This window comes from Bradyrhizobium sp. USDA 4504 (assembly GCF_054063995.1).
This window is the reverse complement of the sequence record NZ_JBSSGV010000001.1, coordinates 6,087,501-6,113,352: the sequence shown is the minus strand read 5'-3', so window position 1 is coordinate 6,113,352 and position 25,852 is coordinate 6,087,501. Positions and strand designations below refer to the sequence as shown.

Here is a 25,852-nt window from a genome sequence, read left to right as displayed (position 1 = left end):
AGCCTAAATGTCACAGGGCGGCGCCATACCGCCGCCGCGATTTGCCGGATGCACCGCGGCGCACGCCGAAAAACGAGGATCTGGCAAAACCCGTTTACAAAGGCTGATCGATGATGGTGGCGAAGCGCAGTCGCAAGCACTGCGCAAAGGCCAAATGAAGAAGCTCAAGGCATTCCGCAAGTCGCCGGATAGTCCGCTCGGCGAGGTCGTTAAACGACGGTTGGCCAAGCGAACTAAGTAGAGCCTCGCGACGCAGCCTTACGCATCCCGGGCATCCTGCAGCGGGTGACGCGCCGCGTGGGCATCATGCAGCATCGTCGCTAGCTGGTGCAGCTGCGTGTCGCGAAAGCCCTGCTTCTCGATCGAGGCCACTGTCGAGAGCACATAGTCGCGGTTGTTGCCGGAGCGGCCATGGCCCTGCAGCACCAGGCGCTGCTGCTCGGCGAGCGACAGCCGCCCGGCATATTGCACATGACCGCGATCGACCACATAGGCCAGCGCGCTGACGCGCTCGCGCGCCGCATTCTCCAGCCACACCGAGCGCATCACCTCGCGATAGACGTTGGTGGTCTGCTCGCGTCCGCGCAAATAGGCGATGGTGTCGTGGCGCAGGCGGGCGGCGACGCGGAATGCGATGCCGCGGCAGGCGCCGCCGCGGTCGAGCCCGAGCACCAGGCCCGGCTTCTCCGGCGTGCCGCGGTGGTCGAACGAATAGACGCAGAGCGCGCGATGCTCGCCGATCAGCCGCGCCGGCACCTGTTCCAGGAACTCGAAGCCCGGCTTCCACATCAGTGAGCCATAGCCGAACACCCAGAGGTCGCCGTCGGTTTCGGAATGGGGAGGATTTGCTGACATCGCGCTGATGGGCTAGCAGAACGGGCCGTCGAAGCGAAGCGGATTCCGTGATGTTTCCAAGGCTTGCTGAAGGCTCGCTCAAGGGTTGCTCGGGGCTTGTTCAAGGCCCGCGGCCGCTTAGATTTTGACAAATTCGCCCGCCAAAGGACCTGCATGTCGGATCAGACCTCCGCCCCCCGCCGCCGCTCGCGCTTCGGCCTTTATGCCGTCCCCGTCGCGGTCCTGATCGCCGCGGTCGCATGGAGCGGCTTCTGGTTCTTCGCCGCCTCGCAGGTCGGCGTGCAGGCCGATGCCTGGCGCGCGCAGGAGGCGAAGGCCGGCCGGGTCTATGATTGCGGCGACCGTTCGGTGGCGGGCTACCCGTTCCGGTTCGAGGTCCGCTGCACCGATCCGAGCGTGATGCTGGTCTCGCAGACCGCCGCGCCGCAGATGGCGTTCGTGGCGCGGCTCGCCGAGATCCTGGTCGTGGCGCAGGTCTACGATCCCAAGCTCGTGATCGCCGAATTCAAGGGCCCGGCCACGATCGCCGAGCGCGGCGCGCAGCCGACGCTGTCGGTGAGCTGGAGCAAGGCACGCAGCAGCGTGGTCGGCCTGCCGGCGCCGCCGCAGCGCGCCTCGCTGGTGTTCGACGATCTCGCCATCGACCGCACCGGCGGCGCGGCGCCGGCGCCGCTGGCGCGGGTCAATCACATCGAGCTGCACGGCAGGCAGGTCGACGGCTCGGCGCCGGACAGTCCGGCGATCGAGGCCGTGCTGCAGATTGCCGGCGGCACCTTGCAGGAGGTGCATCCGCTGCTCGCCCAGCCGTTCAACGCCGACATCCATGCGCGGCTCAATGGCCTGAAGGATTTCTCGCCGAAACCCTGGCCCGATCGCTTCCGCGAGATCCAGGCCGCCGGCGGCAGCGTCGAGATCCAGCAGTCGCGGATCGAGCAGGGCGATGTGCTGTCGGTCGCGGCCGGCACGCTGCGCCTCAACGCGCAGGGTCGCATCGAGGGCGAATTGCAGATGACGGTCGCCGGCCTCGAGCGCGTCATCCCCGCGCTCGGCATCGACAAGATGCTGGAGGAGGGCGTGCCGCAGGCAACGCTTGATCGCGTCGCGCCCGGCGTGAAGAGCCAGGACCTCAGCAATCTCTTTGGCGCGCTGGATCGCGCCATCCCCGGCCTCGGCAAGGTGATCAAGCAGAACGCCAATGCCGGCATTTCCGCCGGCGTCAATTCGCTCGGCACCGAGGCTACCCTCGAAGGCAAGAAGGCGCGCAGCTTCCCGCTGCGCTTCGCCGACGGCGCGGTGTTCTTGGGGCCGCTGAAAGTCGCGCAGATTCCGCCGCTGTTCTGAGCGGATGGACGCTGCGGAAACATCCGTCATTGCGAGGAGCGATAGCGACGAAGCAATCCATGGCTCCGCATATGCCGCGCGATGGATTGCTTCGCTTCGCTCGCAATGACAGAGCTTACCGGTAAGGCCGCTCACTATCTCCTCGCGCGCTATCGTCGATTACCGCGATCTATTCCCGCCGCCGCGATGAGAAAAACGTGACCGGAATAATGCGCCCCGGCGCGAATATCACTCCCCGAGTACCGCTCTCTCGCCTGAGGAAGCAACCTCGTGTGGAGGAGAAGCGATGCGAATTCTCGGGGGAATTCTGCTCGGCAGCATGCTGCTGTCGGCAGGTCCGTCGTTGGCGGAGGACGATGCGTCCGAGCTGCGTGCGCTGAAGGCACGGCTCAAGCAGCTCGAGCAGAAAATGGAGACGCAGGCGCGCAAGGAGGAGGCGCTGGCCGCAAGACAGAACGCAATTCAGAACGCGCAGATGACGGCGAAGGCGCCGGTGCCGTTCGATCCCTGCGCATCGGGCAAGCTCTGCTACAAGGGCGTCACCTTCACCTTCGGCGGCTGGGTCGATCTCACCGGCATCTATCGCAGCCGCAACCTCGCCTCCGATTCGGGCTCGGTCTACAACTTCATCCCGTTCCCGCAGAGCAAGAACTACAACACCGGCGAGTCGCGCTTCACCGCGCGCCAGACCCGCTTCTCGGTGCTCGCCGAAGCCAACGCCACGGAGAACATCCACGTCGCCGGCTATGGCGAGCTCGATTTCGAGGGCGCGGCGCAGACCGCCAATTCGGTCGCGACCAATTCGTTCAATCCGCGGCTGCGGCAGGCCAGCATCGAGATCGACCGCAGCGATCTCGGCCTGCATGTCCTCGCCGGCCAATCATGGTCGCTGAACACGCCGAGCAAGGCCGGCATCGATCCGCGAGGCGCCGATACGCCGGGCGTGATCGATTTCGAGCTGGTGCCGGGCTTTCTCGGCGCGCGCCAACCCGGCGTCCGGGTCTGGCAGGATATCGGGCCGGAGTTCAAGCTCGCGGTCTCGGCGGAGAATCCGCAGACATCCTTTTTCGGCGGCAACAACCCGCTGGTCGGCACGCCGGCGGTTGGCCCGCAGGGCGTGCTCAATCCGAATCTGCTGGTCAATCTCACCGGTCCGGGCGGCAGCTTCTTCAACAGCCTGAACAATGTCAGCCTCAACCACGTTCCGGATTTCACCGTGAAGGGCGCGTGGGATCCGCGGCTCGGGCCCTACAAGCTGCATGTCGAGGCGTGGGCGCTCTACCGCGACTTCTATGATCGCTTCAACTTCGCCAATCACGACGTCAACACGGTCAGCTTCGGCGGCCACCTCTCGGCCGAGATCGTGCCGAAGCTGCTCGAGGTGCAGGCCTCCGCCTCCTACGGTGCGCTGGGCCGCTTCACCGCAACGCCATTCCCGGATGCAACCGTGCGCCAGGACGGCTCGATCCAGCCGCTGCCGATCACGGCTTTCCTGGTCGGCTCGGTCTGGCACACGACGCCGTCGCTCGATCTCTACGCCTATGCCGGGCTCGAACAGACCAAGGCGACCTTCTCCAATGTCGGCACGGTGCCGTTCGGCTACGGCAATCCGCTCTACAACAACCTCGGCTGCAACATCGAGAACTCGCCGGCCGCGACCTGCAACGGCAACACTTCGGAGGTGAGGCAGTACACCGCGGGCTTCTACGACACGATCTTCAAGGGCTCCTACGGCACCATCAAGGCCGGCGCGCAATATTCCTACACCCAGCGCTTCGCCTTCCAGGGTGTCGGCGGCGCGCCGAAGACCGACGACCACATCGTCATGACCCAGATCCGCTACTACCCGTTCTAGGGCGTGACGATGTCATTTCGAGCCGAGCTACGAACTCTGGTTACCTCGCCCCGCGCGCGGGGAGAGGTCGGAGCGCATCGTTAGATGCGCCCCGGGTGAGGGGGAGCCTCCGCAAACGTTGCTATCACCATCCATGCGGAGACGGCCCCTCACCCCAACCCTCCAAGAGCACGCTTCGCTTGTCTCGACCCCGTAAGAACGGGGAGAGGGAGTGCACCACCGGCAAAGGAACACCGCACATGAGGATCGTGACCAGACCGAAGCAGAGGGCCGTGATCGCGCGCGAACTGATGATGGTCAGCCGCGCCGCGCATGTGCTGCAGCGAACTGGCCTCGCGATGGCCGGTGCCATGGCCGGCACCTTCGTCGCCGCCCAGCTCGCCAAGGGCCATGTCGCTGTCTTCGGCACGCTCGGCTTCATCGCGACGACGATCGTGATCGGTGCAGTCGGCTTCTATCTCGGCATCGATGTTCCCAAGCCGGTGATGCGCGGCACGGGTCGCATCGATGCCGTCGAGCTGATGAGCGCGGGCGGCATCTTCCTTGCCGCGCTGGCTGCGCTGGTGTCGGTCTACGGCATCGTGTTCGACGAGATTCCGCCGCGCGCCTGGGAGTTCGTGATCGGCACCTGGTGGTTCGGCGGCGGCATCATGCTGGCGACCGCCGGTCTCGTCGGCCGTCAGCGGCTGGCGAACGCCGCCGCGATGTCGACGCGGCCGATCCGGGATCAACGGCTGCGGCGGTGAGCACGGTCGCAGACCTGCGGCCCGCTGCGCCAATCTGTGCCGTAGCTGCGATCGGCCGATGCGATACCCTCACCAAAAAATCGGGGAGGGACTTCATGCCAGCGAAATTCACCCGCCGTCACGTCATCGCTGCCGGAACCGCGGCCGCTGCGATGCCCTTCCTGCCGCGCGGCGCCTCGGCGCAAGCCGCCTGGCCCTCGCGGCAAATCCGCATGATCTGCAGCTACCCCGCCGGCGGGCAGACCGATCTCCTGGCACGCGCCTTCGGCGAATTCATCGCAAGGCAAGTCGGGCAAACCGTCGTCATCGAGAACAAGGCGGGCGCCTCGGGCTCGATCGGCGCTGCCGAGGTGGCGCGCGCCGCGCCTGACGGTCACACCATCCTGTGCTCGATCTCGACCACTTACGTGATGAACCGCGCGATGATGAAGAACCCCGGCTACGACATGGACAAGGATCTGACGCTGGTCAGCGTGATCCCGGGCGCCGGGCTGCTGCTGGTCGCGAGCCCGAAATTGGGCGTCAAGACACTGGCGGAATTCGTCGCCTATGCGCGCAGCAGCGGCAAGGTGAATTTCGGCACCTATAGCGCGGGCTCCGCGCCGCACATGACGATCAACGAGCTCAACAAGCAGTATGGCCTCACCATCGAGCCGATCCACTATCGCGGCGAAGCACCGATGTGGACCGGGCTCGCGGAAGGTACGCTCGATGTCGCGATGGGCAGCTACACCGCCGCGCAAACCGTCCTGCAAAGCGGTCGCGGCGTCGTTTTTGGGGTGCATTCGAAGAAGGTCGACGCGATCCCCGAGATCAGGACGCTGCCCGAGCAGGGCGCGACGTCGAAGTTCTTCACCGTGAGCGGTTCTCGGGCTGGGCACTGCCGAAGGCGACGCCGCAGCCGATCGTCGATCGGCTGTCGGAGATTTGCGTCGCCGCCAATAACGATCCGAAGGTGAAGGAGGTGCTCGCGACCTTCGTGCTGGAGCCCGCGATCGGCTTCAAGGACAGCAATGCGCTGTATCAGCGTGAATTGCCGGTCTGGATGGAGGCCGCGCAGTCACTCGGCCTGCCGCCGGCTTGAAGCGATCCGGAACTGAAGGATGGCTGCATCGACGGTCACCATTCGTCGTAGAACCACTCCCTCGGGATACGAGGCCGCGCTCTTGCGTATGGCGGGATAGACGTCCGCTCGGGCTTGCGCGCGGCCGGCGCCGGCTGCGTCGGAGCCGGTGACGCCTTCGGCTCGGAAACCTTCGCGAGCGCTCGTTTCATTTCTTCTTGGCTCGCCTTGAGTTCCTCAATGGCTTTGGAGCTCTCGCGGGCCATCTGTTGCTGGTTCGCCTTTAGTTGCTCGATATTTCGCTCAACATTTGCGAGGTCGCGTGCGATCGTTTGCAGCAGCTGCGTCTGATCGGGAAGGGCTGTGTTGGCCGTCGGCGCGGCGTCCTGCGGTGGTGCGGTCTGAGGCAACGGCGTCGCTTGGGGCGGAGCGGCGTCTGCCGCGGCGACCTGAACGGCAGGTGGAGCGGGCTGCGCCGGAGGCTGCGGATCATCCGGCGGCAATGCTGGAGTTGAAACGAGCTGCGGCGCCCAACGGGCGACAAGCAGCTTGGCTTCCCCGCCATATGACGACTGCAAAGCCAGGGCAGCGACCACGATACATGCTGCCACCGACAAGGCGGTGAGGGCGCGGAATACCGGTCTTCCGGGCCGCGATTGCGAGGCAAGTCCGGAAGAAGCAGGGCTGGGCCCGGAAGAAACGGGGTTGGGTCCGACCGAGGGCGGGTTTGGCTTTGCCGACGGGTGGGACGCGGCATCGCGCTCCATTCTTGCGAGCTGTTCACTCAAGCGCGTGAGTTCTTCATCGGCGCGCGCAATCTGCTTTTGGGCTTCCGCGAGTCGTTCGTCGGCGCGCGCGCTCGGGCTATCGTTCGATCCAACTGGGTTCGGAGTGGGCGTGGAGTTCATTGACGTTTCCCTTTCCGTCCAATGTCACCCAAGAGTGCCGACTCGGCTATCCGTCAGGGGCGATCAGCCTCCAGCACTCCCTTCAGTCTTGTCTAAAGAATGGCCGGATGATAGCGCGCCCGAGGTCTCGTGATAATGGGGCGGGATATTGGCCCGGGCTAGCCGAAGATCGGGTCCGCTCGGGTCAAAAGCCGACATCATTCTGCGCCGCTTGGGGCAATGCAAACGGCCCTGGCCAGCGTAGTCTCAGGCGTCCCGCTGGACCAACTCGAAGGTGATGCCCTCCGGGCCCTCGAACAGCCGGAGCTTCCGGCTGATGTAGTCCATCACCTCGCTCAGCATGGTGACACCGTTGGCCACCAGGTGCGCGGTGGCCGCCTCGATGTCGTCGACGCGGAAGGCGAGGTGATTGAAGCCCAGCTTTCGCAGATTGGTCGGGTGCATCCCCGGATCGGTCCCCGGGAGCGGGTCGAACTGAAGCAGCTGGATTTCGAAATCCGCTCCTTCGAGTGCGAGGGTGATGTGCTGCGCTCTCATGGCCGGCATGCCCATGTACCGGGCGGGAACGCCGCCGTCGATGGTCGCGACGTGAGTCTTCTTGAAGCCGAGCAGCGCGAAGAATTCGATCGCCGGGCCGGCATCTGCCACTGCGATAGTCACATGATCCGGACTGAGTATCATCTGATCGCTCCCTGTCATCAGCGACGCGCCGGCTTTCCTGCTGGAGGCTATCAGCTCGCTCCGTCCGCCGGTAGGCGGGTCGGCCCTGCGGCGACACAATCCGACGGGCAACTCCAATTGTAGGATGGGTAGAGCGAAGCGAAACCCATCGATTTAAGCCCGCGGCGCCAATGATGGGTTTCGCTGCATCGTTGCGCGAAGCTGAAACGACGAGTCCCGTCAACCACACCCGCCGCGGAGTATGGGTCCCGGCTTTCGCCGGGACGACGAATGGAAAGAGTCGCCCCGGCTACTTCTCCAAATTCGCATGCGGCCGGCCGAAGTCGGGTGCGGCGGAGTCCTGGCCGGTCTCGACGATGCCGCGGCGGATGGCGCGGGTGCGGGTGAAGTGGTCGAACAGCGCTTCGCCGTCGCCGCGCCGGATCGCGCGGGTCAGCTTCGACAGATCCTCGTTGAAGGTGCCGAGCATCTCGAGCACGGCGTCCTTGTTGGCGAGGAATACGTCGCGCCACATCGTCGGGTCCGAGGCCGCGATGCGGGTGAAGTCGCGGAAGCCGCCGGCGGAGAATTTGATGACCTCGGATTCCGTCACCTGCGCCAGCTCGTCGGCGGTGCCGACGATGGTGTAGGCGATCAGATGCGGCAAATGGCTGGTGATCGCGAGCACGAGGTCATGATGGTCGGGCGTCATGATCTCGACCTTGGCGCCGAGCGCGGCCCAGAACGTTCGCAATCGGTCGGTCGCCGCGGGATCGGTGCCTTCGGGCGGGGTGAGGATGCACCAGCGGTTGATGAACAGCTCGGCGAAGCCGGAATCCGGCCCCGAATGCTCGGTGCCGGCCACCGGATGCGCCGGGACAAAGTGGACGCCGTCAGGCAGATGCGGCGCCATGTCCTTGACGACGGCGCCCTTCACCGAGCCGACGTCGGAGATGATCGCGCCGGGCTTCAGATGCGGCGCGATCTCAGCGGCGACCGGGCCGCAGGCGCCGACCGGGATGCAGAGGATGACGAGGTCGGCATCCTTCACCGCCTCGATGTTGGTCTCGACGACGCGATCGACGATGCCGAGTTCGGCGACGCGCGCACGCGTCTTCTCCGAGCGCGCGGTGGTCACGATCTCGCCGACCAGCCCTTGCGCGCGCGCGCCGCGCGCGATCGAGCCGCCGATCAGGCCGAAGCCGATCAGCGCGATGCGTTGGAAGAGCGGGGCGGTGGTCACGATGTCACTTTCCGGCCAGGAAGTCGCGCAGCCCCTCGACCACGAGGCGGTTGGCCTCCTCGGTGCCGATGGTCATGCGCAGCGCATGCGGCAGCTTGTAATTGTTGAGTGCGCGCAGCACGAGGCCGCGCCGTGTGAGATAGGCGTCGGCTTCCGCCGCGGTCTTGCCCTTGTCGGTCGGGAAATGGATCAGCACGAAATTGGCGACGCTCGGCGTCACCTTCAGCCCGAGCTTGCCGATCTGCTCGGTCAGCCAGTTGCGCCATTGTTCGGTGTGGGTTCGCGACATCTGCACATGCGCCGAGTCCTCGATCGCCGCCACCGCCGCCAGCATCGCCGGCGTCGTGACGTTGAACGGACCGCGGATACGGTTGCAGGCATCGACGATATGCGCCGGCCCGAACATCCAGCCGATCCGCAGCGCCGCAAGGCCGTGGATCTTCGAGAAGGTGTGCGTCACCACCGTGTTGTCCGTGGTCGCGACCAGCTCGATGCCGAGCTCGTAGTCGTTGCGCGAGACGTAGTCGGCATAGGCGGCGTCGAGCACCAGCAGCACATGCGACGGCAGCGCGGCGCGCAGCCGTTTGACCTCGTCGAACGGGATGTAGGTGCCGGTCGGATTGTTCGGGTTGGCGAGCCAGACCAGTTTCGTGCGCGGCGTCACCACCTTGAGTATGGCGTCGACGTCGGCCGTGAAATTGGTCTCGGCCGCGATCACGTTCCTGGCGCCGTTCGCCATGGTGGCGATCGGGTAAACCAGGAAGCCGTGGGTGGTCGAGATCGCCTCGTCGCCGGGCGCGAGATAGGTGTGCGCCAGCAGGTTGAGGATTTCGTCGGAGCCGGCGCCGCAGATGATGCGGTCGGGATCGAGCCCGTAGGCGCGGCCGATCGCCTCGCGCAGCACGCGTGAGGTCCCCTCCGGATAGTCCTCGAGATGGTCAGCCGCCGCCTTGTAGGCCGCGATCGCCTTCGGAGACGGCCCGAACGGCGTCTCGTTGGCGGACAGCTTGAACACTTTGCGGCCCGGTTCCGGCACCGGGCTCTTGCCGGGCGTGTAGGGCGCAATATCGAGGATGCCGGGGTTCGGCACGGGGCGGGACATCATCAACTCCGAACAGAGCGTTTTCGAGCGAAGTGGATACCGGTTCGCGTGAAGAAAACGCGTCAAAACAAAAGCCTGGACGGGCGGCTGGCTCTTACTTCAGGTCCTGGCCGATCCGTTAGAGGGCACCGTATAGCGCGTTGCGTGGCTGCCGACGAGGGCCGACGAGCGGACCGAGGCGCCGGCCTTGATCAGGGCGAGCTTGATGGCCTCGAAATCGTGTCCGGTGACCGAGACCAGGAGCGCCGCGCCGTCGAAAGCGGTGTCGGGGACCGCGACGATCTCGGCGAGCGGCGCAAGCGCCCGGGCGACATCGGCGTTCCAGCCGGAGACGCGCACGCTCCAGGTCTGCACTTCGGTGACCATGGCGTCGTCGGCGACCCGCGAGATCACGAACACCGGCAGCGCGGCGGGATGGTCGGCGCGTTCGAGGAACGGCAGCCGCGCGATGATCTTCGGCGCGCCACTGGCCTCGAGCGCATTCCACCACGGCGTACGGCTTGCGATCGCGGAGACCAGCGCGAGGTCGCCCTTCGACTTCGCCACCGCCTCGACCGCGGCCTGTGCGCTGAAATGCGACACGTAAGGCACCACGAAGCCGAAGTGAAACCGCGCCGAGTCGCGCATGGCCGACTCGCCGACCGAAACATCGGCATGCACCGCGAACGGCGCCTGCACATAGGTGAAGGTCGAGATGATGACGCGCCAGATGCTCTCGATGGTGTCGAGCGGCAGGATGCCGCGATGACGCCGCACCAGCTCGCGCATCATGCTGGCCTCGCGTGCCGGGCGGAATGCCGAGCCGACCTCCTGGGTCTTCTTGACCTGGATCAGGCGGTCGATGATGTCGCCGCGCGCCATCAGCAGGCGGTGTACCTGCTCGTCGATCGCATCGATCTCCTTGCGCAGATCCTGCAGCGAGGGCGGCGACGGGGGTGGGTTGGACATGCTCTCAAACCTTGTCGTCGGGGCGGCCCGGTGCCGCGTCGGACAGGGTCCCTGATTAGGAAAGACGGGCAGCGAAAGCAAAGAGAAACGTCGCAGGCGTGCCTTGCGCATTCGGTTAACCAATTGGCCGTGGGCAGGGCTGTCTTGACGGCGGGGGGCGTGGGGACTACGTTCCCTGCGTCCCGTGGTCATTTGAGCCGGCCGGCTTGCAGCCACGTTAAACAACTCGCTAAACAGGCCGGGGACCTTATCAGCTCCCGGCCGAACCTTTGTTCAGGCCGGGTTTTTTATTGGCCTGAGGTCCGTCGAGCCCTCCCGCGCGGAGGCAGGGTCGCCTAGATGAGCAACGTGCGTCCGATACCGAGCCCACAAACCCCGAGCGATGATCGCGCCCATGAGGCCGACCATCCGTCGTCATTGGTGGCGAAGTTCGGGATGGACCAGCCGCTCAAGCTCGATTGCGGCGTCGATCTCGCACCATTCCAGATCGCCTACCAGACCTATGGCGAGCTCAATGCCGACCGCTCCAACGCGATCTTGGTCTGCCACGCGCTGACCGGCGATCAGCATGTCAACAACATCCATCCCGTCACTGGCAAGCCCGGCTGGTGGGAGACCATGGTCGGCATCGGCCGGCCGATCGATCCCGACAAGTACTTCATCATCTGCTCCAATGTGATCGGCGGCTGCATGGGCTCGACCGGCCCTGCGTCGTTGAACCCCGCGACCGGCAAGGTGTGGGGACTCGATTTCCCGATCATCACCATCCCCGACATGGTGCGTGCGCAGGCGATGCTGATCGATCGTCTCGGCATCACGACGCTGTTCTGCGTGGTCGGCGGCTCGATGGGCGGCATGCAGGTCCTGCAATGGACCGCGGCCTATCCGGAGCGCGTGTTCTCGACGCTCGCGATCGCCTGCTCGACGCGCCACTCGGCGCAGAACATCGCGTTCCACGAGCTCGGCCGCCAGGCCGTGATGGCCGATCCGGACTGGCGCGGCGGCCGCTATGTCGACGAGGACACCCATCCGCACCGCGGATTGGCGGTGGCGCGGATGGCCGCGCACATCACCTATCTCTCGGACGCCGCGCTGCACCGCAAGTTCGGACGGCGGATGCAGGACCGCGAGCTGCCGACCTTCTCGTTCGATGCGGATTTCCAGGTCGAGAGCTATCTGCGCTACCAGGGCTCGTCCTTTGTCGAGCGCTTCGATGCCAACTCCTATCTCTATCTGACCCGCGCGATGGACTATTTCGACATCGCCGCCGACCACAACGGCGTGCTGGCGAAGGCGTTCACCGGCATCCAAACGCGGTTCTGCGTGGTGTCGTTCACCAGCGACTGGCTGTTTCCGACCTCGGAATCGCGCGCGCTGGTGCATGCGCTGAACGCGTCGAGCGCGCGGGTGTCGTTCGCCGAGATCGAGACCGACAAGGGGCACGACGCCTTCCTGCTCGACGTGCCCGAATTCCTCGAGATCTCCCGTGCCTTCCTGCTGGCCGCAGGCAAGGCGCGCGGCCTGAAGGACGGCGGCCGGTCATGAGCATGCAGCAGACATTGCCCTTGCCGGGTATCGCGCCGGAGCGGACCGGCGGCTATCGCACCGATCATCTGTTGGTCGCCGACATGGTGCGGCCGGGCTCGCGCGTGCTCGATGTCGGCTGCGGCGACGGCGAATTGCTGCAACTGCTGGAAAGCCGCGGCATCGACGGCCGCGGCATCGAGCTGTCGCGCGAGGGTGTCAATGGCTGCGTCGCCAAGGGGCTCGCGGTGGTGCAGGGCGATGCCGACACCGACCTCGTCAATTATCCGGATGATGCGTTCGACTACGTGATCCTGTCGCAGACCTTGCAGGCGACGCGACAGCCCAAGGTGGTGCTGGAAAATCTGCTGCGCATCGGCCAGCGCGCCATCGTCTCGTTCCCGAATTTCGGGTTCTGGAGGATGCGGCTGCAGCTGTTGATCGGGGGCCACATGCCGCGCACCGAGAATTTGCCGGCGAGCTGGTACGACACCTCGAACATCCACTTCTGCACCATCAAGGATTTCGTGCAGCTCTGCGAGGAGATCAACGTCAAGATGGAGCGCGCGGTGGCGCTCGATCTCTACGGCCGTCCGGTGCCGCTCAACCTGCCGTGGTGGGTGTGGAACATGTTCGGCGAGCAGGGCGTGTTCCTGCTCAGCCGGGGTGGGCAGGGGAAGTGACGTCATGGCGTCATTCCGGGGCACGCGAAGTGTGAACCCGGAATCTCGAGATTCCGGGTTCGATGCTGCGCATCGCCCCGGAATGACAGGACTACACCGGCGCCGCCACCAGCGACCGCGGATCGCGTACCGGCCAACGGCCGGCCTCGACCAGCGCGATGAAGCGCTCGACCATCTCGTTGAACAGCGCCGGCTCCTCGAGGTTGAGCACGTGGCCCGACTTCGGGAAGAACGAGAGGCCGGCGGCCGGCAGATGCTGCTTCAGGAACATGCTGGGCGCGATGCAATTGTCGTCCTCGTCGCCGCACAGGATCAGCGCCGGCGTCGCGGCGCGCTTGATGGCGTCGGTCATGGTGTAGATCGAGGGCCTGCCGCCCTGGAAGCTGCGCATCGTGTTGGCTGAGCCTCTGGCGTCGTGGCGGGCGAGCGCGGCGTAGAAATCGGCGTGGCCGCGCGGATCCTTGACCAGGAACGGAATCCGGCTCGGCGCTTCGCGCGTCACCTTGGCGACCTCGACCGCGCCGATGCTCTCGTATTGCTCGGCATTGGCACGGCACTGCGCGCGGAAGGCATCGAGATGCTCGAGGCTTGAGCCGGAGCCGACCGCGGCCAGCGTCATCGACAGCGCGCGCTCCGGCGCGTTGAGGGCGATCTGCAGCGACGAATAGGAGCCCATCGAGAGCCCGACGAAATGCGCCTTGGCGATGCCGAGATGGTCGAGCACGGCGAGCGCGTCGGTATAGAAGTGCTGGTAGGTGTAAACGTCGGCACTCGCAGGCACGTCGGACGGCGTGTAGCCGCGCGCCGAATAGGCGATGCAGCGGTGGCCGCGCGCGAAGTAGCGCATCTGCGGCTCCCAATTGGTGTGATCAGCGGCGAACTCGTGCAGGAAGATGATCGGGGTTCCGCTGCCGGCCTCTTCGAAGTGGAGGCGGACATGATCTTTCGTCGTGGCGTAGGGCATTGAAATTCTCCTCTCGTTGGCCGCCTCCAGATTTGCAGTTAATTTTCGAGGCCGCAATGCGGCAGTTCCGGTTCCTTTCTCGTCATCGAATCATCGCGGAATGACCAAGAAATTGGTCCCGCAGTGCCGCATGAAATCTTCCTCGCGCCATCCCGATTTTCAAAACCACCGCCGTGTTCCCCCGGGAACGCGACGGGGAATTGGGGGGCGTTACAGAGGATCTAGTGAAGTATGGTTCAGTTGCTTGCGTGTCGCCGGTCACTTCGTGTTTTGGCGCTGGCTCTGTGTTCGCTCACTCTCGCCGTGATCTCCGCCGCACCGGCATCCGCCCGTCCGCATCATTCCCGTCACGCGCATTCGGCCCATGCCGGCCATCACGCGCGTCATTATGCCCGTCATCACTATCGGCCCGCAGCGCGGCTGTCGCGCGCCGAGCGCCGCGCACTCGCGCAGCCGGGCGGGATCATCGAAACCAACGCAGCGCCGTTGCCCGGCAGCGCTGACCCCGTGCCCAACACGGGCGGCGTGATTGCGGCAAGCGGCTTCGGCTCGTCCGGCATCGTGGCCGAGGCGCGCCGCTATCTCGGCGGCAATCCGACCGGCCGCTCCAGCCTGTGGTGCGCCCGCTTCATGAACATGGTGCTGCAGCACACCGGCCATCGCGGCACCGGCTCCGACATGGCGAGCTCGTTCGCCAAATACGGCACGCGCGTTTCGGGACCGCAGGTCGGCGCCATCGCCGTGATGAGCCGCCGCGGCGGCGGCCATGTCGGCATCATCACCGGCGTCGATGCCAAGGGCAATCCGATCATGATCTCGGGCAACAGCGGCCACCGCGTCCGCGAGACGCGGGTCTCGCGCGGCCGCATCTACGCCTATGTGATGCCGACCAACTGATCGCTCGAAAGCGGGCGGGGCGCGCACGCGCCTTGCCCGGCCTACGACGCTACAGGTCCCTCAGCGGCAATCGTGTCGCCGACGGCGGCGCCGCCATCGCTGATGATCTCGGCATAGATGCCGCACTCATTGTTGCCGAAACGCTGCATCAGCGTGTTCGGCACCGAGAGGTCGCGCGCGCCGGTGTCGGGATCGACATTGACCGCGGCGCAGCGGGTGATGCGCTTCACCACCCTGGCCCGGGCGCTGCCGATCGCGATGGTCTGGTCGAGCAGGCTGGCTTCATGCCAGGCCGGCCAGCCTTCGACATAGAGGTTGGCGCGGAAGCGCAGCGGATGGACCGGCGCCTGCACCATCTCCTCGATCGCCCGCAGGCTGGCCAGATTGATGATCGAGACCACCTTGCGCGGCACATCGGAGAAACTGTGCCCGGGGCTGACCAGCACCTTGGGCGGGCCCTTGATCTGGCCGGTATGACGATTGGCGAAATAGCGTTCGATCGCCGCGCGGCCTTCCGCGGTCTCGAGGTCGCCCTGGGCCACCATCGCGCCATCCCGGCGCAGCGTCAGCACATGGCTGTCATCGTCGAAATGGGCGCGCAGCGGCGCCAGCCACTCGTCCCGCTGCAGCATCAGGAAATGCGGCTTCGGCAGCCATTTCGGCACCGAGGGATCGAAACCGCTCGGGCCGTTCTCGATCGCATAGCGGCGATCGGAGCGGAGCGTCTCGCCGGCCTTGAGCTCTGCGTGCGGCAGCGGCTCGGGCGTGAGACCCTTGACGGGGTAGCGATAGATGCCGGTGATCCGGGCAGAGGAAGCGTGCGTGTTGTCCATTCGCCCGCTCTAGCCTGTTTGGCGTGCGAGGAGAACTGCCGCCCGCGGGAAGGTACTAGTCGGCGCGCGCCGCTCCAGGAGCGTCCAGCAGGCGTTGCATGAACACGAGATCGAGCCAGCGGCCGAATTTGCGTCCGACCTCCGGCATCCGGGCGACCTCGACAAAGCCGGCCCGCGCGTGCAGCCGCAGCGAGGCGAGATTGCCGCCGTCGATGCCGGCGATCATGACGTGCTTGCCGAGCGCGGTGGCCGCGGCGATCAGCTCGTCGACGATGATCCGGCCGAGGCCGCGGCCGCGATGATCGGCATGGATATAGACGCTGTGCTCGACGCTGTAGCGGTAGCCCGGGAAGGCCCGGAAGTCGCCGAATGTGCCGTAGCCGAGCACCGTCGTCCCCTCGACGGCCACCAGCACGGGATAGCCCAGAGCCAGCCGCGCCGTCATCCAGGCCAGCCGCTCGGCCTCGGAATCCTGCTTCTCCGTCCAGATCGCATTCGAGTTGGCGACCGCCTCGTTGAAGATCGCGGTAATCGCAGGGATGTCCTGCTCTGTGGCGGGGCGGATAATCATCGGTGGTTCCTTGACGGGCCTCTTGAACGGATCCCCATCGTCTATTATATAAGACGATATGTCAATTATAGAGGACAAGGCCGATGAGGCTCTCGGGCGGCGGGTTCGCGCCGAACGGGAGGGCCGCGGCTGGTCGCTGGCGGACCTCGCCGGGCGGGCGGGCGTGTCCAAGGCCATGCTCAGCAAGATCGAGCGGGCGGAGGCAAGCCCGACGGCGGCGACGCTGTCGCGGATCGCCACGGCCTATGGCCTGACCATGGCCGCGCTGTTCGAGGTTGCCTCACGAAATTCCCGCCTGCAGCGGGCCAAGGATCAGCCGGTGTGGCGAGATCCGAAGGCGGCCTATCTGCGGCGGCAAGTGTTCCTGCATCCGGCCAATCCGCTGGAGCTGGTGGAGATCGAACTGCCTGCGAGGCAGGAAGCCGGCTTCCCCGCCAGCGCCTATCACTTGGTCCGCCAGGTGGTCTGGGTGATCAGCGGCCGCCTCACCTTGATGGAAGGAGCGGAGCGCCACGAGCTCGCTGCGGGCGACCGCGTCGAGCTCGGTCCGCCGTCGGACATCGTCTTCCGTAACGAAACCGCTCAGCCTTGCCGCTACCTTGTCGCCATCGTGCGGCGCTGAGCTTCACCGGGCGAAATCGCAGGCTGTGGCTCTTCCGTTTTGGAACCAAGTGCCCACATCTGCGGCAAGCCTGAAAAATGATGGCGACGACCAGAGGCTGGTTGAGGAACGTCAACGCGGCCCGCGGAAACCCAATGAAGATGCCGGAACCATGCCTGAATGGGTGGTGACGGCAGGCCGAGGGAAAACGAATGAACATTGAGAAGTACACCGAGCGCGCGCGCGGATTCATCCAGTCTGCCCAGTCGCTCGCAATGCGCGACGGTCACCAGCAGTTCTCGCCGCTGCATCTGTTGAAGGTACTGCTGGACGACAATGAGGGGCTCGCCGGCGGTCTGATCGACCGTGCCGGCGGCAATTCCGGAGCGATCCTGAAAGCGACCGAAGAGGCGCTGAACAAGCTGCCGAAGGTCTCGGGCAATGGCGCCGGACAGGTCTACCTGTCGCCGGAGCTGGCGCGCGCCTTCGATGCGGCGGAACAGGCCGCCGACAAGGCCGGCGACAGTTTTGTCACCGTCGAGCGGCTGCTGCTCGGGCTCACGCTCGAGAAGGGCAGCGAGGCGGCCTCGATCCTGAGCAAGGGCGGCGTCACGGCGCAGAACCTGAACGCGGCCATCGAAGCGCTGCGCAAGGGCCGCACCGCCGACAGTGCGACCGCCGAGAACGCTTACGACGCGCTGAAGAAATATGCCCGCGACCTGACCCAGGCTGCGCGCGACGGCAAGCTCGACCCGGTGATCGGCCGCGACGAGGAGATCCGCCGCACGATTCAAGTTCTGTCGCGGCGGACCAAGAACAATCCCGTCCTGATCGGTGAACCCGGCGTCGGCAAGACCGCCATTGTCGAGGGCCTGGCGCTGCGCATCCTCAATGGCGACGTGCCGGAGAGCTTGAAGGACAAGAAGCTGCTGTCGCTCGACATGGGCGCCTTGATCGCCGGCGCGAAATATCGCGGCGAGTTCGAGGAGCGGCTGAAATCCGTGCTGCAGGAGGTCTCGTCGGCCGAGGGCGGCATCATCCTGTTCATCGACGAGATGCACACCCTGATCGGCGCCGGCAAGACCGACGGCGCAATGGACGCGTCCAACCTCCTGAAGCCTGCGCTCGCGCGTGGTGAGTTGCACTGTATCGGTGCGACCACGCTCGACGAGTACCGCAAGCATGTCGAGAAGGATGCGGCGCTGGCTCGCCGGTTCCAGCCGATCTATGTCAGCGAGCCGACGGTCGAGGACACCATCTCGATCCTGCGCGGCCTCAAGGACAAATACGAGCAGCATCACGGCGTGCGCATCACCGACTCCGCGCTGGTGGCCGCGACCACGCTGTCGAACCGCTACATCACCGACCGCTTCCTGCCGGACAAGGCCATCGACCTGATGGACGAGGCGGCGGCGCGGCTGAAGATGCAGGTTGATTCGAAGCCGGAAGAGCTCGATTCGCTCGATCGCGACATCATCCGGCTGAAGATCGAGCAGGAGGCGCTGAAGAAGGAGAACGATGCCGGCTCCAAGAGCCGCTTGCAGACCCTGGAGAAGGAACTCGCAGGGCTCGAGGAGCGATCGACGGCGCTGACGGCGCGCTGGAGCGCGGAGAAGAACAAGCTCTCCAATGCCCAGAAGCTGAAGAGCGAACTCGACGCGCTCCGCGTTGAGCTGGCCAATGCGCAGCGTCGCGGCGAATTCCAGAAGGCGGGCGAACTGGCCTATGGCCGGATTCCCGAGCTGGAAAAGAAGCTCGCCGACATCGAGGCGCAAGCGAACAGCAAGCCGAGCGGCGGCGAGATGATGGAGGAGGCGGTCACCGCCAACCACATCGCGCAGGTCGTCTCGCGCTGGACCGGCGTGCCGGTCGACAAGATGCTCGAGGGCGAAAAGGACAAGCTCCTGAAAATGGAGGACAGTCTCGCCAAGCGCGTCGTCGGCCAGGCTGAAGCCGTGCGTGCGGTGGCAACCGCCGTGCGCCGTGCCCGCGCGGGCCTGCAGGATCCGAACCGGCCGACCGGCTCGTTCATGTTCTTAGGCCCCACCGGCGTCGGCAAGACCGAGCTGACCAAGGCGCTCGCCGCTGACCTGTTCAACGACGAGACCGCGATGGTCCGCCTCGACATGTCCGAGTTCATGGAGAAGCACTCGGTCTCGCGGCTGATCGGCGCGCCTCCCGGCTATGTCGGCTACGACGAGGGCGGTGCCCTGACCGAAGCCGTGCGGCGCCGGCCCTACCAGGTCGTGCTGTTCGACGAGATCGAGAAGGCGCATCCCGACGTCTTCAACGTGCTGTTGCAGGTGCTCGATGACGGCCGCCTGACCGATGGTCAGGGCCGCACCGTCGACTTCCGCAACACGCTGATCATCATGACTTCGAATCTCGGTTCGGAGTTCCTGGTGAATCAGCCGGAGGGCGAGGACACCGCGGCGGTCCGCGATCAGGTGATGGGCGTCGTGCGGGCGCATTTCAGGCCGGAATTCCTGAACCGCATCGACGAGATCATCCTGTTCCACCGCCTGCAGAAGAGCGAGATGGGCCGTATCGTCGAGATCCAGTTCGCGCGGCTGACCAAGCTGCTCGAGGATCGCAAGATCGAGCTCACGCTGGACCCCAAGGCGCGGGACTGGCTCGCGGAGAAGGGCTGGGATCCGGCTTACGGCGCCCGCCCGCTGAAGCGGGTGATCCAGCGCAGCGTGCAGGATCCGCTGGCCGAGATGATCCTCGCCGGCGAGGTCAAGGACGGCGATCATGTCGTGATCTCGGAGAAGGGCAACGTGCTGACCTTCAACGGTCAGGTGCCCAAAACCGCCGAGATCGTGCAGTTCGAGGCCCCGGTCTCGAAGCGCAAGCTGAACTGAGCGTTTCGATAGCGAAACCGGATGCGGCCTGGCGACAGGCCGCATCCATCGCCATGACATCGGCGGGCCGCATGCGACGGAGTTCCTGTTCGGCGGCCGGTTTTGTGAGCCCGAATTAATGAAACCGCCTCGGGACGGCGTTCGTTTTCATCCTGATGATCGGCTGGCGTGGCAAACGTCCCGCGCAGCTGCAAAGGGAAGTATTCGGTCCGAATCGCATCGCTGATTCGCGCGCCGCCTTGCATCATCCTGCAAAGCCACACCTCCGGTCGCCCTCAGCAGCAGGCGAATTGCATGAGCAGAGACCTCATTGCCCATAACCGGCCCGTCTATGACGATCTTCATCCCCGCGTCTACGGCGTAGCCGCCGGTGGTTCGCGGTGGCGGCATGGATATTGTTCGACCGTCAGGACGACGTCGAGCTGTCGCTGATGTTCGTCAGCGTATCGCTGTTCGTCGCGGTGCTGTTGCCGTGGGTGCTTTCGCTGATCCGGCAGAAATACGACGATCGGCACAACCTGCATCAGCGGTCGATTCCGTTCCGGGAGTGGCGGACCGGCGAATTCGCGGTCTGGGGCAGCACGATCAACAGCACCCATGCCACCATCGACATGCTGCTCCCGCTCGCATCCGTGGCGTTCGGGCTGACCGCGATCGGGATCGTGTTCCTGATCTGCGCCAGCCTCGCGCCGTAAATCTTGCCGGACCCGTCATTCCGGCGGGGCGATGGGCGGTGACGGCTCGTCGTCCTCGCCGGGCTCGAGTTCGGACAGGATATCGACCAGCTCGCGGGCGCGGCCGGTGGCCAGCGGCTTGCCGGCATTGATCAGCGGCTCGTCATTGGCGAGCCAGGCTTGCGCCTCGGCAAGCTCGGTGATCGTCGCCCCCGACGCGATAATCCTCGCGATCGTGACGTCGTCGGCGGAGCCGACGGCCTTCAGCACATCGTCGCGGGTGAGGCTTGCCATGCGCGCCTCCTCTGCAAGGTTTACCTAAGCGGACAAAGCCTGACGGGCGCGGATGGTTCCGGATGGAACGGCTTCCTGAGCGAGGTTTCCGCCGTCAGCGGTTGGTGGTGGAGCGCGTCTGCGACGTGGAACTGGTGGCGTCCGAGACGATTCGCGAGCTGCCGCGGCTGGACATCTGGGCCTCGATCCGGTCGCGCTCCTTCTCGAAGTTCGCCAGCATCGGGCCTTCGAGCGAACGGCCGCGCGGCAGCTTCACGCGCATCGGGTCGACGAATCGGCCGTTGACCAGGATTTCGTAGTGGACGTGCGGGCCGGTCGACTGGCCGGTCGAGCCGACGAAGCCGATCACCTGGCCCTGCCGCACCTTCTTGCCGATCTCCATGCCCTTGGCGAAGGCCGACATGTGGCCGTAGGCGGTCTCGTAGCCATTGGCATGCTTCATGCGGATATATTTGCCGTAACCGCCCTCGTATCCGACCTTCTCGAGCACGCCATTGCCGGACGCGAAGATCGGCGTGCCGTAGGCGGTGGCCCAGTCGACGCCGGTGTGCATCTTCACATAGCCGAGGATCGGGTGGCGGCGGCCGCCGAAGCCCGAACGCATGATCGCGTTGTTGACCGGCTTGCGTACCAGGAACTTCTTCGCGCTCTTGCCGGTCTCGTCATAGTAGTCGACGAGGCCGTCGTCGGAGCTCTGGAATCGGTAGTATTTCTTGGTTTCGCCGCCCACGGTCAGCGCGGCGTAGAGCACTTCGGTCTTTTCGGTGCTGGTGACGCCCTCGTCCTCGCCGGCAAAGAACACGTCGAACGAGTCGCCGGGCTGGACCTTGCGCTGGAAATCGACGTCGTAGGAGTAGATCTTGACCATGTCTTCGATGACGGTCGGCGGCACCTTGTTGCGCAGCGCGGTCTCGTAAATGCTCTGATAGAGCCGCACGCCGCTGCCATCATCCTCGTCATCGTCGCTGGAATTGTCGGCGGTCTCGGTGACGGTGTTCATGCTCTGCACGTCGACGGCAACGTATTTGCCGAGATCGGACAGCGCAGCGACGGCCTCGATGACGGATTCGTTGGCGACGATCACGCGATAGGGCTGCAGCCTGACATTCGGTCCGGGCGCGGCCGGCGCCATCAGGATCCGTACCTTCTGGCCTTCCTTCAGGCCGCCCTCGCGGCCACGCGGGCCGAGCGTTGCGGCGATCGCCTTCGCCTCGTCGGGCGTTGCGCCCTGATCGCGCAGGATCGAGGTGATGCTGTCGCCCTTCCTGACGAGGTGAACCCGCTCGCCGACCGGATTGCCGCCGGTGACCTGCTCTTTGGTCTTCGGCAGCAGGGTGACGTTTTCCGGCACCACGCGGGTCTCGAAGCCGGCATAGGGATCGGAGGTGTTGCCCTCGGTGGCGTAGGCCATCCTCATGTCGGGGCCGGCGCCGCTCGCGTCAGCCGCGGCATTGGCGAGTGAAGCGTAGCGCACCGAGCCGCCGGAGCCGCGCCAGTTGGCGGCGTCGCGGACCCGCATCAGCACGTCGTCGAGCGCGACGACCGCGGCGAGCTTGGCTTTCGGCAGCACGGAGCCGAGATCCTTGGTGACGAACGAGACCTCGGCGTCGGGCTCGGCCGCCGCATTCGGATCCTCGGCCGCCGCCGGCGTGTCGGAGCCGACATCGGTCAAGAGACGCTGCGCGTTGAACGCAGGGATTTTTGCCGACAGGTCGCTCGTGGTCATCGAGAGATTGCCGGAAATTCGGATGAAGGGCCGCACCCGCATCACGTCGCGATTGCCGACGCGGGTCACGGTCGACACGCGCACCAGGCTGCGGGAGGCGGAGGATTCGCTGGGCGGCGGCAGGCGGTCACCCTTGTGCAGGCTGACGACGCGATCGTTGCCGGTGAACGCGCCGCGGAGCGCGCCTTCGACACGCTCCGGCACCTTGGCGAAGGTCATCTCGCCGTCGAGCGACGCAAAAACGGCGCCGCCGATCAGGGCCGCGCCACATAGTCCAGTCAGAATGGTGCCGCTAAACCATTGGACGGAGACACGGCGACGGTCGATCACCGCGGCCTCGGTGCCGTCGACTGAAAGCGGCGGCTCGTGACCGAGATCGATCATCCCGGTCTCGCGCCCAATTCCGCTTCCGCGTGACGCCCGTTGGCTCAACCCGATATCCCCCCAAATTCCAGCAACTGCGATCGACCTCAGCTCGTCCTCGTCCCCACCTTGATCCCCCGAAGAGGAATCGCGGCAGTGTGGCGAGCCACACGCATCGAATTCGAGAAGCCGATGGCCATTAGCTAGCCGCGATCTCGAACGTCAATGGTGTGCAGATCTCTCGATGTTGCTCGGCCGCGAAGGGAAGAGGCGACGGATTTTTGGAGAAAATCGCCTGGTCCCCCAGAAAAACCGCCCCAGCCCCCACAGGTTACGAGCGGTTCAATGCATTCGTTATAGCCAGAACGTCGCAGGATTGTGGCTCAAGTGCGGCATTTGAGGTGGAAAAGCTTCCCTGAAAGCAGGTCGATGCGCGCCGCCCGGCCCCGGGGCGGTCGGAACCCGTTTTGGAGGGCCTCACGGGCCGCCCGGCGACGAACTTTTTTTAAAGTTTTTTGCCGCGTGGGCTGGGCGGCGAATTTTTACCTCCGACCTAAGCCACGGAAAGCACGAGAATTTCTTCGCACTGCACAAGCGATTTGGGCGTGCGACGATTTGTTGACAATGGCCGTTGACAATCCCGAGGGGTGCGGACTATAAACCAACCACTGAGCGCGGCGCCGCCGGGTCACTGACCAAGGCGAGCGAACGCGCCACTGATGCTCCTCACTTCGATGAGTGACACAACAGCCGACATAAATCGGTTGAAGTTCACCGTCGGCCGGTGAAGGGTAGAACCACCCTCCAAGGGTGTGGGGTCATCGGATCCCGGGCTGTTTGACAAGTGAAGATGAAGAAAGAGAAACGTGGACGGCGGAGTCCTTGCGTCTCTCGGAATACTTGAAAGCTTCGGCTTTTGACTTCTGAGAGTGGACGAAAGACTTCGGCGGTACACGTTTTAAAGGTTACACCATCGCTGCCAACGATGTGAATCGCAGGCGGCTCGTTGACTTCGGTCGACGAAGAATGGTGGGACCTCGTCAAACGTTGTGATCAGCCGGTTCAAGGTTTCAAGTCCAACTTGAGAGTTTGATCCTGGCTCAGAGCGAACGCTGGCGGCAGGCTTAACACATGCAAGTCGAGCGGGCATAGCAATATGTCAGCGGCAGACGGGTGAGTAACGCGTGGGAACGTACCTTTTGGTTCGGAACAACTGAGGGAAACTTCAGCTAATACCGGATAAGCCCTTACGGGGAAAGATTTATCGCCGAAAGATCGGCCCGCGTCTGATTAGCTAGTTGGTGAGGTAATGGCTCACCAAGGCGACGATCAGTAGCTGGTCTGAGAGGATGATCAGCCACATTGGGACTGAGACACGGCCCAAACTCCTACGGGAGGCAGCAGTGGGGAATATTGGACAATGGGCGCAAGCCTGATCCAGCCATGCCGCGTGAGTGATGAAGGCCCTAGGGTTGTAAAGCTCTTTTGTGCGGGAAGATAATGACGGTACCGCAAGAATAAGCCCCGGCTAACTTCGTGCCAGCAGCCGCGGTAATACGAAGGGGGCTAGCGTTGCTCGGAATCACTGGGCGTAAAGGGTGCGTAGGCGGGTCTTTAAGTCAGGGGTGAAATCCTGGAGCTCAACTCCAGAACTGCCTTTGATACTGAAGATCTTGAGTTCGGGAGAGGTGAGTGGAACTGCGAGTGTAGAGGTGAAATTCGTAGATATTCGCAAGAACACCAGTGGCGAAGGCGGCTCACTGGCCCGATACTGACGCTGAGGCACGAAAGCGTGGGGAGCAAACAGGATTAGATACCCTGGTAGTCCACGCCGTAAACGATGAATGCCAGCCGTTAGTGGGTTTACTCACTAGTGGCGCAGCTAACGCTTTAAGCATTCCGCCTGGGGAGTACGGTCGCAAGATTAAAACTCAAAGGAATTGACGGGGGCCCGCACAAGCGGTGGAGCATGTGGTTTAATTCGACGCAACGCGCAGAACCTTACCAGCCCTTGACATCCCGGTCGCGGACTCCAGAGACGGAGTTCTTCAGTTCGGCTGGACCGGAGACAGGTGCTGCATGGCTGTCGTCAGCTCGTGTCGTGAGATGTTGGGTTAAGTCCCGCAACGAGCGCAACCCCCGTCCTTAGTTGCTACCATTTAGTTGAGCACTCTAAGGAGACTGCCGGTGATAAGCCGCGAGGAAGGTGGGGATGACGTCAAGTCCTCATGGCCCTTACGGGCTGGGCTACACACGTGCTACAATGGCGGTGACAATGGGATGCTAAGGGGCGACCCTTCGCAAATCTCAAAAAGCCGTCTCAGTTCGGATTGGGCTCTGCAACTCGAGCCCATGAAGTTGGAATCGCTAGTAATCGTGGATCAGCACGCCACGGTGAATACGTTCCCGGGCCTTGTACACACCGCCCGTCACACCATGGGAGTTGGTTTTACCTGAAGACGGTGCGCTAACCGAAAGGGGGCAGCCGGCCACGGTAGGGTCAGCGACTGGGGTGAAGTCGTAACAAGGTAGCCGTAGGGGAACCTGCGGCTGGATCACCTCCTTTCTAAGGATGATCCTTCAGATCAGCTCACGCTATCTATCGGATCGTTTTAGAAACATTCAGGGGCCAACAGTTTCAGGATTGTTGAGCTCCATTGGCGGGATTTCGCCGTCTTCGTTTCTCTTTCTTCGCGGACGAACACGCGCCAGGGGCTGAGCGCTGTGCGATGTACCGACTTCAGGTCGAGTGCGCGCCGGCATGTCTCTCGTGTTAGGGGCTTGTAGCTCAGTTGGTTAGAGCGCGCGCTTGATAAGCGTGAGGTCGGAAGTTCAAGTCTTCCCAGGCCCACCATTTTGATCGAGTGCGGAGCATTCGTCTTCTGGTACGGGGCCATAGCTCAGCTGGGAGAGCGCGTGCTTTGCAAGCATGAGGTCGTCGGTTCGATCCCGTCTGGCTCCACCAGATGGAATTGAAGCTCGATAGCGCCTCGTTCATTTCGTCCGCGAAACATCACTTCGCACTCATTGGTCCGGATGGACGGTGACGTGCGTGTTTTCTGACATCGTAAAGAGGAGATCGATCCGAGTTTGGATCAAGCGAAGCAATTCGCCTGAGCCATTCATTATCTCCGGGA

The 25,852-nt window shown here is 64.4% G+C and carries 21 protein-coding genes, 2 tRNA genes, 1 rRNA gene, 1 pseudogene and 1 riboswitch; of the genes and pseudogenes, 14 read left to right on the top strand and 11 right to left on the bottom strand.

Going from position 1 to position 25,852, the window contains the following annotated elements; translation table 11 throughout:
- The first annotated feature begins 7 nt into the window (after positions 1-7).
- On the top strand, positions 8-241 hold the full coding sequence (locus ACVMB1_RS28865) for a hypothetical protein (protein WP_141340958.1): 234 nt from the start codon (positions 8-10) through the stop codon (positions 239-241).
- Between the two features lie 17 nt (positions 242-258).
- Here ACVMB1_RS28865 and ACVMB1_RS28860 read toward each other — a convergent pair whose 3' ends face one another.
- Positions 259-855 carry a gamma-glutamylcyclotransferase gene (locus tag ACVMB1_RS28860; RefSeq protein ID WP_057017872.1) on the bottom strand — a complete coding sequence of 199 codons (597 nt, stop codon included), beginning with the start codon at positions 853-855 and terminating at the stop codon, positions 259-261.
- 153 nt (positions 856-1,008) lie between these two features.
- Between ACVMB1_RS28860 and ACVMB1_RS28855 the strand changes: the two genes are divergently transcribed.
- From ACVMB1_RS28855 to ACVMB1_RS28840, 4 genes and pseudogenes are all read left to right on the top strand, one after another.
- Positions 1,009-2,196, top strand: a complete 1,188-nt coding sequence (locus tag ACVMB1_RS28855; RefSeq protein WP_076827446.1) for a DUF2125 domain-containing protein — start codon at positions 1,009-1,011, stop codon at positions 2,194-2,196.
- Positions 2,197-2,482: 286 nt separating this feature from the next.
- Entirely contained in the window at positions 2,483-4,051 is a 1,569-nt protein-coding gene (locus ACVMB1_RS28850) for a hypothetical protein (RefSeq protein ID WP_244558796.1), read from the top strand.
- A 239-nt stretch (positions 4,052-4,290) separates the two neighbouring features.
- The gene (locus tag ACVMB1_RS28845; RefSeq protein ID WP_076827451.1) at positions 4,291-4,797 is read left to right on the top strand and encodes a hypothetical protein; all 507 of its coding nucleotides are present in this window, start codon (positions 4,291-4,293) and stop codon (positions 4,795-4,797) included.
- 95 nt (positions 4,798-4,892) lie between these two features.
- Positions 4,893-5,881: pseudogene (locus ACVMB1_RS28840) on the top strand (Bug family tripartite tricarboxylate transporter substrate binding protein).
- 35 nt (positions 5,882-5,916) lie between these two features.
- Here ACVMB1_RS28840 and ACVMB1_RS28835 read toward each other — a convergent pair.
- The 5 genes from ACVMB1_RS28835 to ACVMB1_RS28815 all read right to left on the bottom strand — a co-directional run bounded on the left by ACVMB1_RS28835 (position 5,917) and on the right by ACVMB1_RS28815 (position 10,721).
- Complete coding sequence (locus ACVMB1_RS28835; RefSeq protein ID WP_141340956.1) at positions 5,917-6,768, bottom strand: hypothetical protein; 852 nt, start codon at positions 6,766-6,768, stop codon at positions 5,917-5,919.
- Positions 6,769-7,014: 246 nt separating this feature from the next.
- Positions 7,015-7,449: a VOC family protein gene (locus tag ACVMB1_RS28830; protein ID WP_076827454.1), complete on the bottom strand. Its 435-nt coding sequence runs from the start codon at positions 7,447-7,449 to the stop codon at positions 7,015-7,017.
- Positions 7,450-7,738: 289 nt separating this feature from the next.
- The gene (locus ACVMB1_RS28825; RefSeq protein WP_057017866.1) at positions 7,739-8,671 is read right to left on the bottom strand and encodes a prephenate/arogenate dehydrogenase family protein; all 933 of its coding nucleotides are present in this window, start codon (positions 8,669-8,671) and stop codon (positions 7,739-7,741) included.
- A 4-nt stretch (positions 8,672-8,675) separates the two neighbouring features.
- Positions 8,676-9,773 (bottom strand): histidinol-phosphate transaminase, encoded by a 1,098-nt coding sequence (gene hisC / locus ACVMB1_RS28820; RefSeq protein WP_076827513.1) that lies wholly within the window; start codon positions 9,771-9,773, stop codon positions 8,676-8,678.
- A 99-nt stretch (positions 9,774-9,872) separates the two neighbouring features.
- Entirely contained in the window at positions 9,873-10,721 is an 849-nt protein-coding gene (locus ACVMB1_RS28815; RefSeq protein WP_038385298.1) for a chorismate mutase, read from the bottom strand.
- Between the two features lie 174 nt (positions 10,722-10,895).
- Positions 10,896-10,975: riboswitch (SAM riboswitch) on the top strand.
- 85 nt (positions 10,976-11,060) lie between these two features.
- On the opposite strand from ACVMB1_RS28815, the gene metX reads away from it, so the two are divergent.
- Together metX and metW are read left to right on the top strand one after the other, a co-directional pair.
- Entirely contained in the window at positions 11,061-12,266 is a 1,206-nt protein-coding gene (gene metX, locus ACVMB1_RS28810) for a homoserine O-acetyltransferase MetX (RefSeq protein ID WP_076827455.1), read from the top strand.
- On the top strand, positions 12,263-12,928 hold the full coding sequence (metW, locus tag ACVMB1_RS28805; protein WP_076827457.1) for a methionine biosynthesis protein MetW: 666 nt from the start codon (positions 12,263-12,265) through the stop codon (positions 12,926-12,928). Before metX ends, metW begins: the two co-directional genes overlap by 4 nt.
- 91 nt (positions 12,929-13,019) lie before the next feature.
- Here the strand turns inward: metW and ACVMB1_RS28800 are convergent, their stop codons facing one another.
- Complete coding sequence (locus ACVMB1_RS28800) at positions 13,020-13,892, bottom strand: alpha/beta fold hydrolase (RefSeq protein ID WP_076827459.1); 873 nt, start codon at positions 13,890-13,892, stop codon at positions 13,020-13,022.
- A gap of 231 nt (positions 13,893-14,123) precedes the next feature.
- Between ACVMB1_RS28800 and ACVMB1_RS28795 the strand changes: the two genes are divergently transcribed.
- Positions 14,124-14,789 (top strand): TIGR02594 family protein, encoded by a 666-nt coding sequence (locus tag ACVMB1_RS28795; protein ID WP_076827461.1) that lies wholly within the window; start codon positions 14,124-14,126, stop codon positions 14,787-14,789.
- A gap of 41 nt (positions 14,790-14,830) precedes the next feature.
- Here ACVMB1_RS28795 and ACVMB1_RS28790 read toward each other — a convergent pair whose 3' ends face one another.
- Together ACVMB1_RS28790 and ACVMB1_RS28785 are read right to left on the bottom strand one after the other, a co-directional pair.
- Positions 14,831-15,622 carry an MOSC domain-containing protein gene (locus ACVMB1_RS28790; RefSeq protein WP_057017861.1) on the bottom strand — a complete coding sequence of 264 codons (792 nt, stop codon included), beginning with the start codon at positions 15,620-15,622 and terminating at the stop codon, positions 14,831-14,833.
- Positions 15,623-15,677: 55 nt separating this feature from the next.
- On the bottom strand, positions 15,678-16,193 hold the full coding sequence (locus tag ACVMB1_RS28785) for a GNAT family N-acetyltransferase (RefSeq protein ID WP_076827463.1): 516 nt from the start codon (positions 16,191-16,193) through the stop codon (positions 15,678-15,680).
- Positions 16,194-16,251: 58 nt separating this feature from the next.
- Here ACVMB1_RS28785 and ACVMB1_RS28780 point away from each other — a divergent pair, with 58 nt between their 5' ends.
- From ACVMB1_RS28780 to ACVMB1_RS28770, 3 genes are all read left to right on the top strand, one after another.
- Entirely contained in the window at positions 16,252-16,815 is a 564-nt protein-coding gene (locus ACVMB1_RS28780; protein ID WP_076827465.1) for a helix-turn-helix domain-containing protein, read from the top strand.
- Between the two features lie 191 nt (positions 16,816-17,006).
- A complete protein-coding gene (clpB, locus tag ACVMB1_RS28775; RefSeq protein ID WP_076827467.1) occupies positions 17,007-19,658 on the top strand; it encodes an ATP-dependent chaperone ClpB in 2,652 nt (883 codons plus the stop codon).
- A 380-nt stretch (positions 19,659-20,038) separates the two neighbouring features.
- Positions 20,039-20,353 carry a hypothetical protein gene (locus ACVMB1_RS28770; RefSeq protein WP_141340954.1) on the top strand — a complete coding sequence of 105 codons (315 nt, stop codon included), beginning with the start codon at positions 20,039-20,041 and terminating at the stop codon, positions 20,351-20,353.
- A gap of 15 nt (positions 20,354-20,368) precedes the next feature.
- On the opposite strand, the gene ACVMB1_RS28765 is transcribed toward ACVMB1_RS28770, so the two are convergent.
- Together ACVMB1_RS28765 and ACVMB1_RS28760 are read right to left on the bottom strand one after the other, a co-directional pair.
- Positions 20,369-20,626, bottom strand: coding sequence for a hypothetical protein (locus tag ACVMB1_RS28765; protein ID WP_057017856.1), 258 nt, complete (start codon positions 20,624-20,626; stop codon positions 20,369-20,371).
- 94 nt (positions 20,627-20,720) lie between these two features.
- Complete coding sequence (locus ACVMB1_RS28760) at positions 20,721-22,784, bottom strand: M23 family metallopeptidase (RefSeq protein WP_057017855.1); 2,064 nt, start codon at positions 22,782-22,784, stop codon at positions 20,721-20,723.
- Between the two features lie 1,008 nt (positions 22,785-23,792).
- Between ACVMB1_RS28760 and ACVMB1_RS28755 the strand changes: the two genes are divergently transcribed.
- From ACVMB1_RS28755 to ACVMB1_RS28745, 3 genes are all read left to right on the top strand, one after another.
- Positions 23,793-25,281: ribosomal RNA gene (locus ACVMB1_RS28755) — 16S ribosomal RNA — on the top strand.
- Between the two features lie 211 nt (positions 25,282-25,492).
- Positions 25,493-25,569, top strand: a tRNA-Ile gene (locus ACVMB1_RS28750).
- 35 nt (positions 25,570-25,604) lie between these two features.
- A tRNA-Ala gene (locus ACVMB1_RS28745) sits at positions 25,605-25,680 on the top strand.
- Positions 25,681-25,852 lie beyond the last annotated feature (172 nt).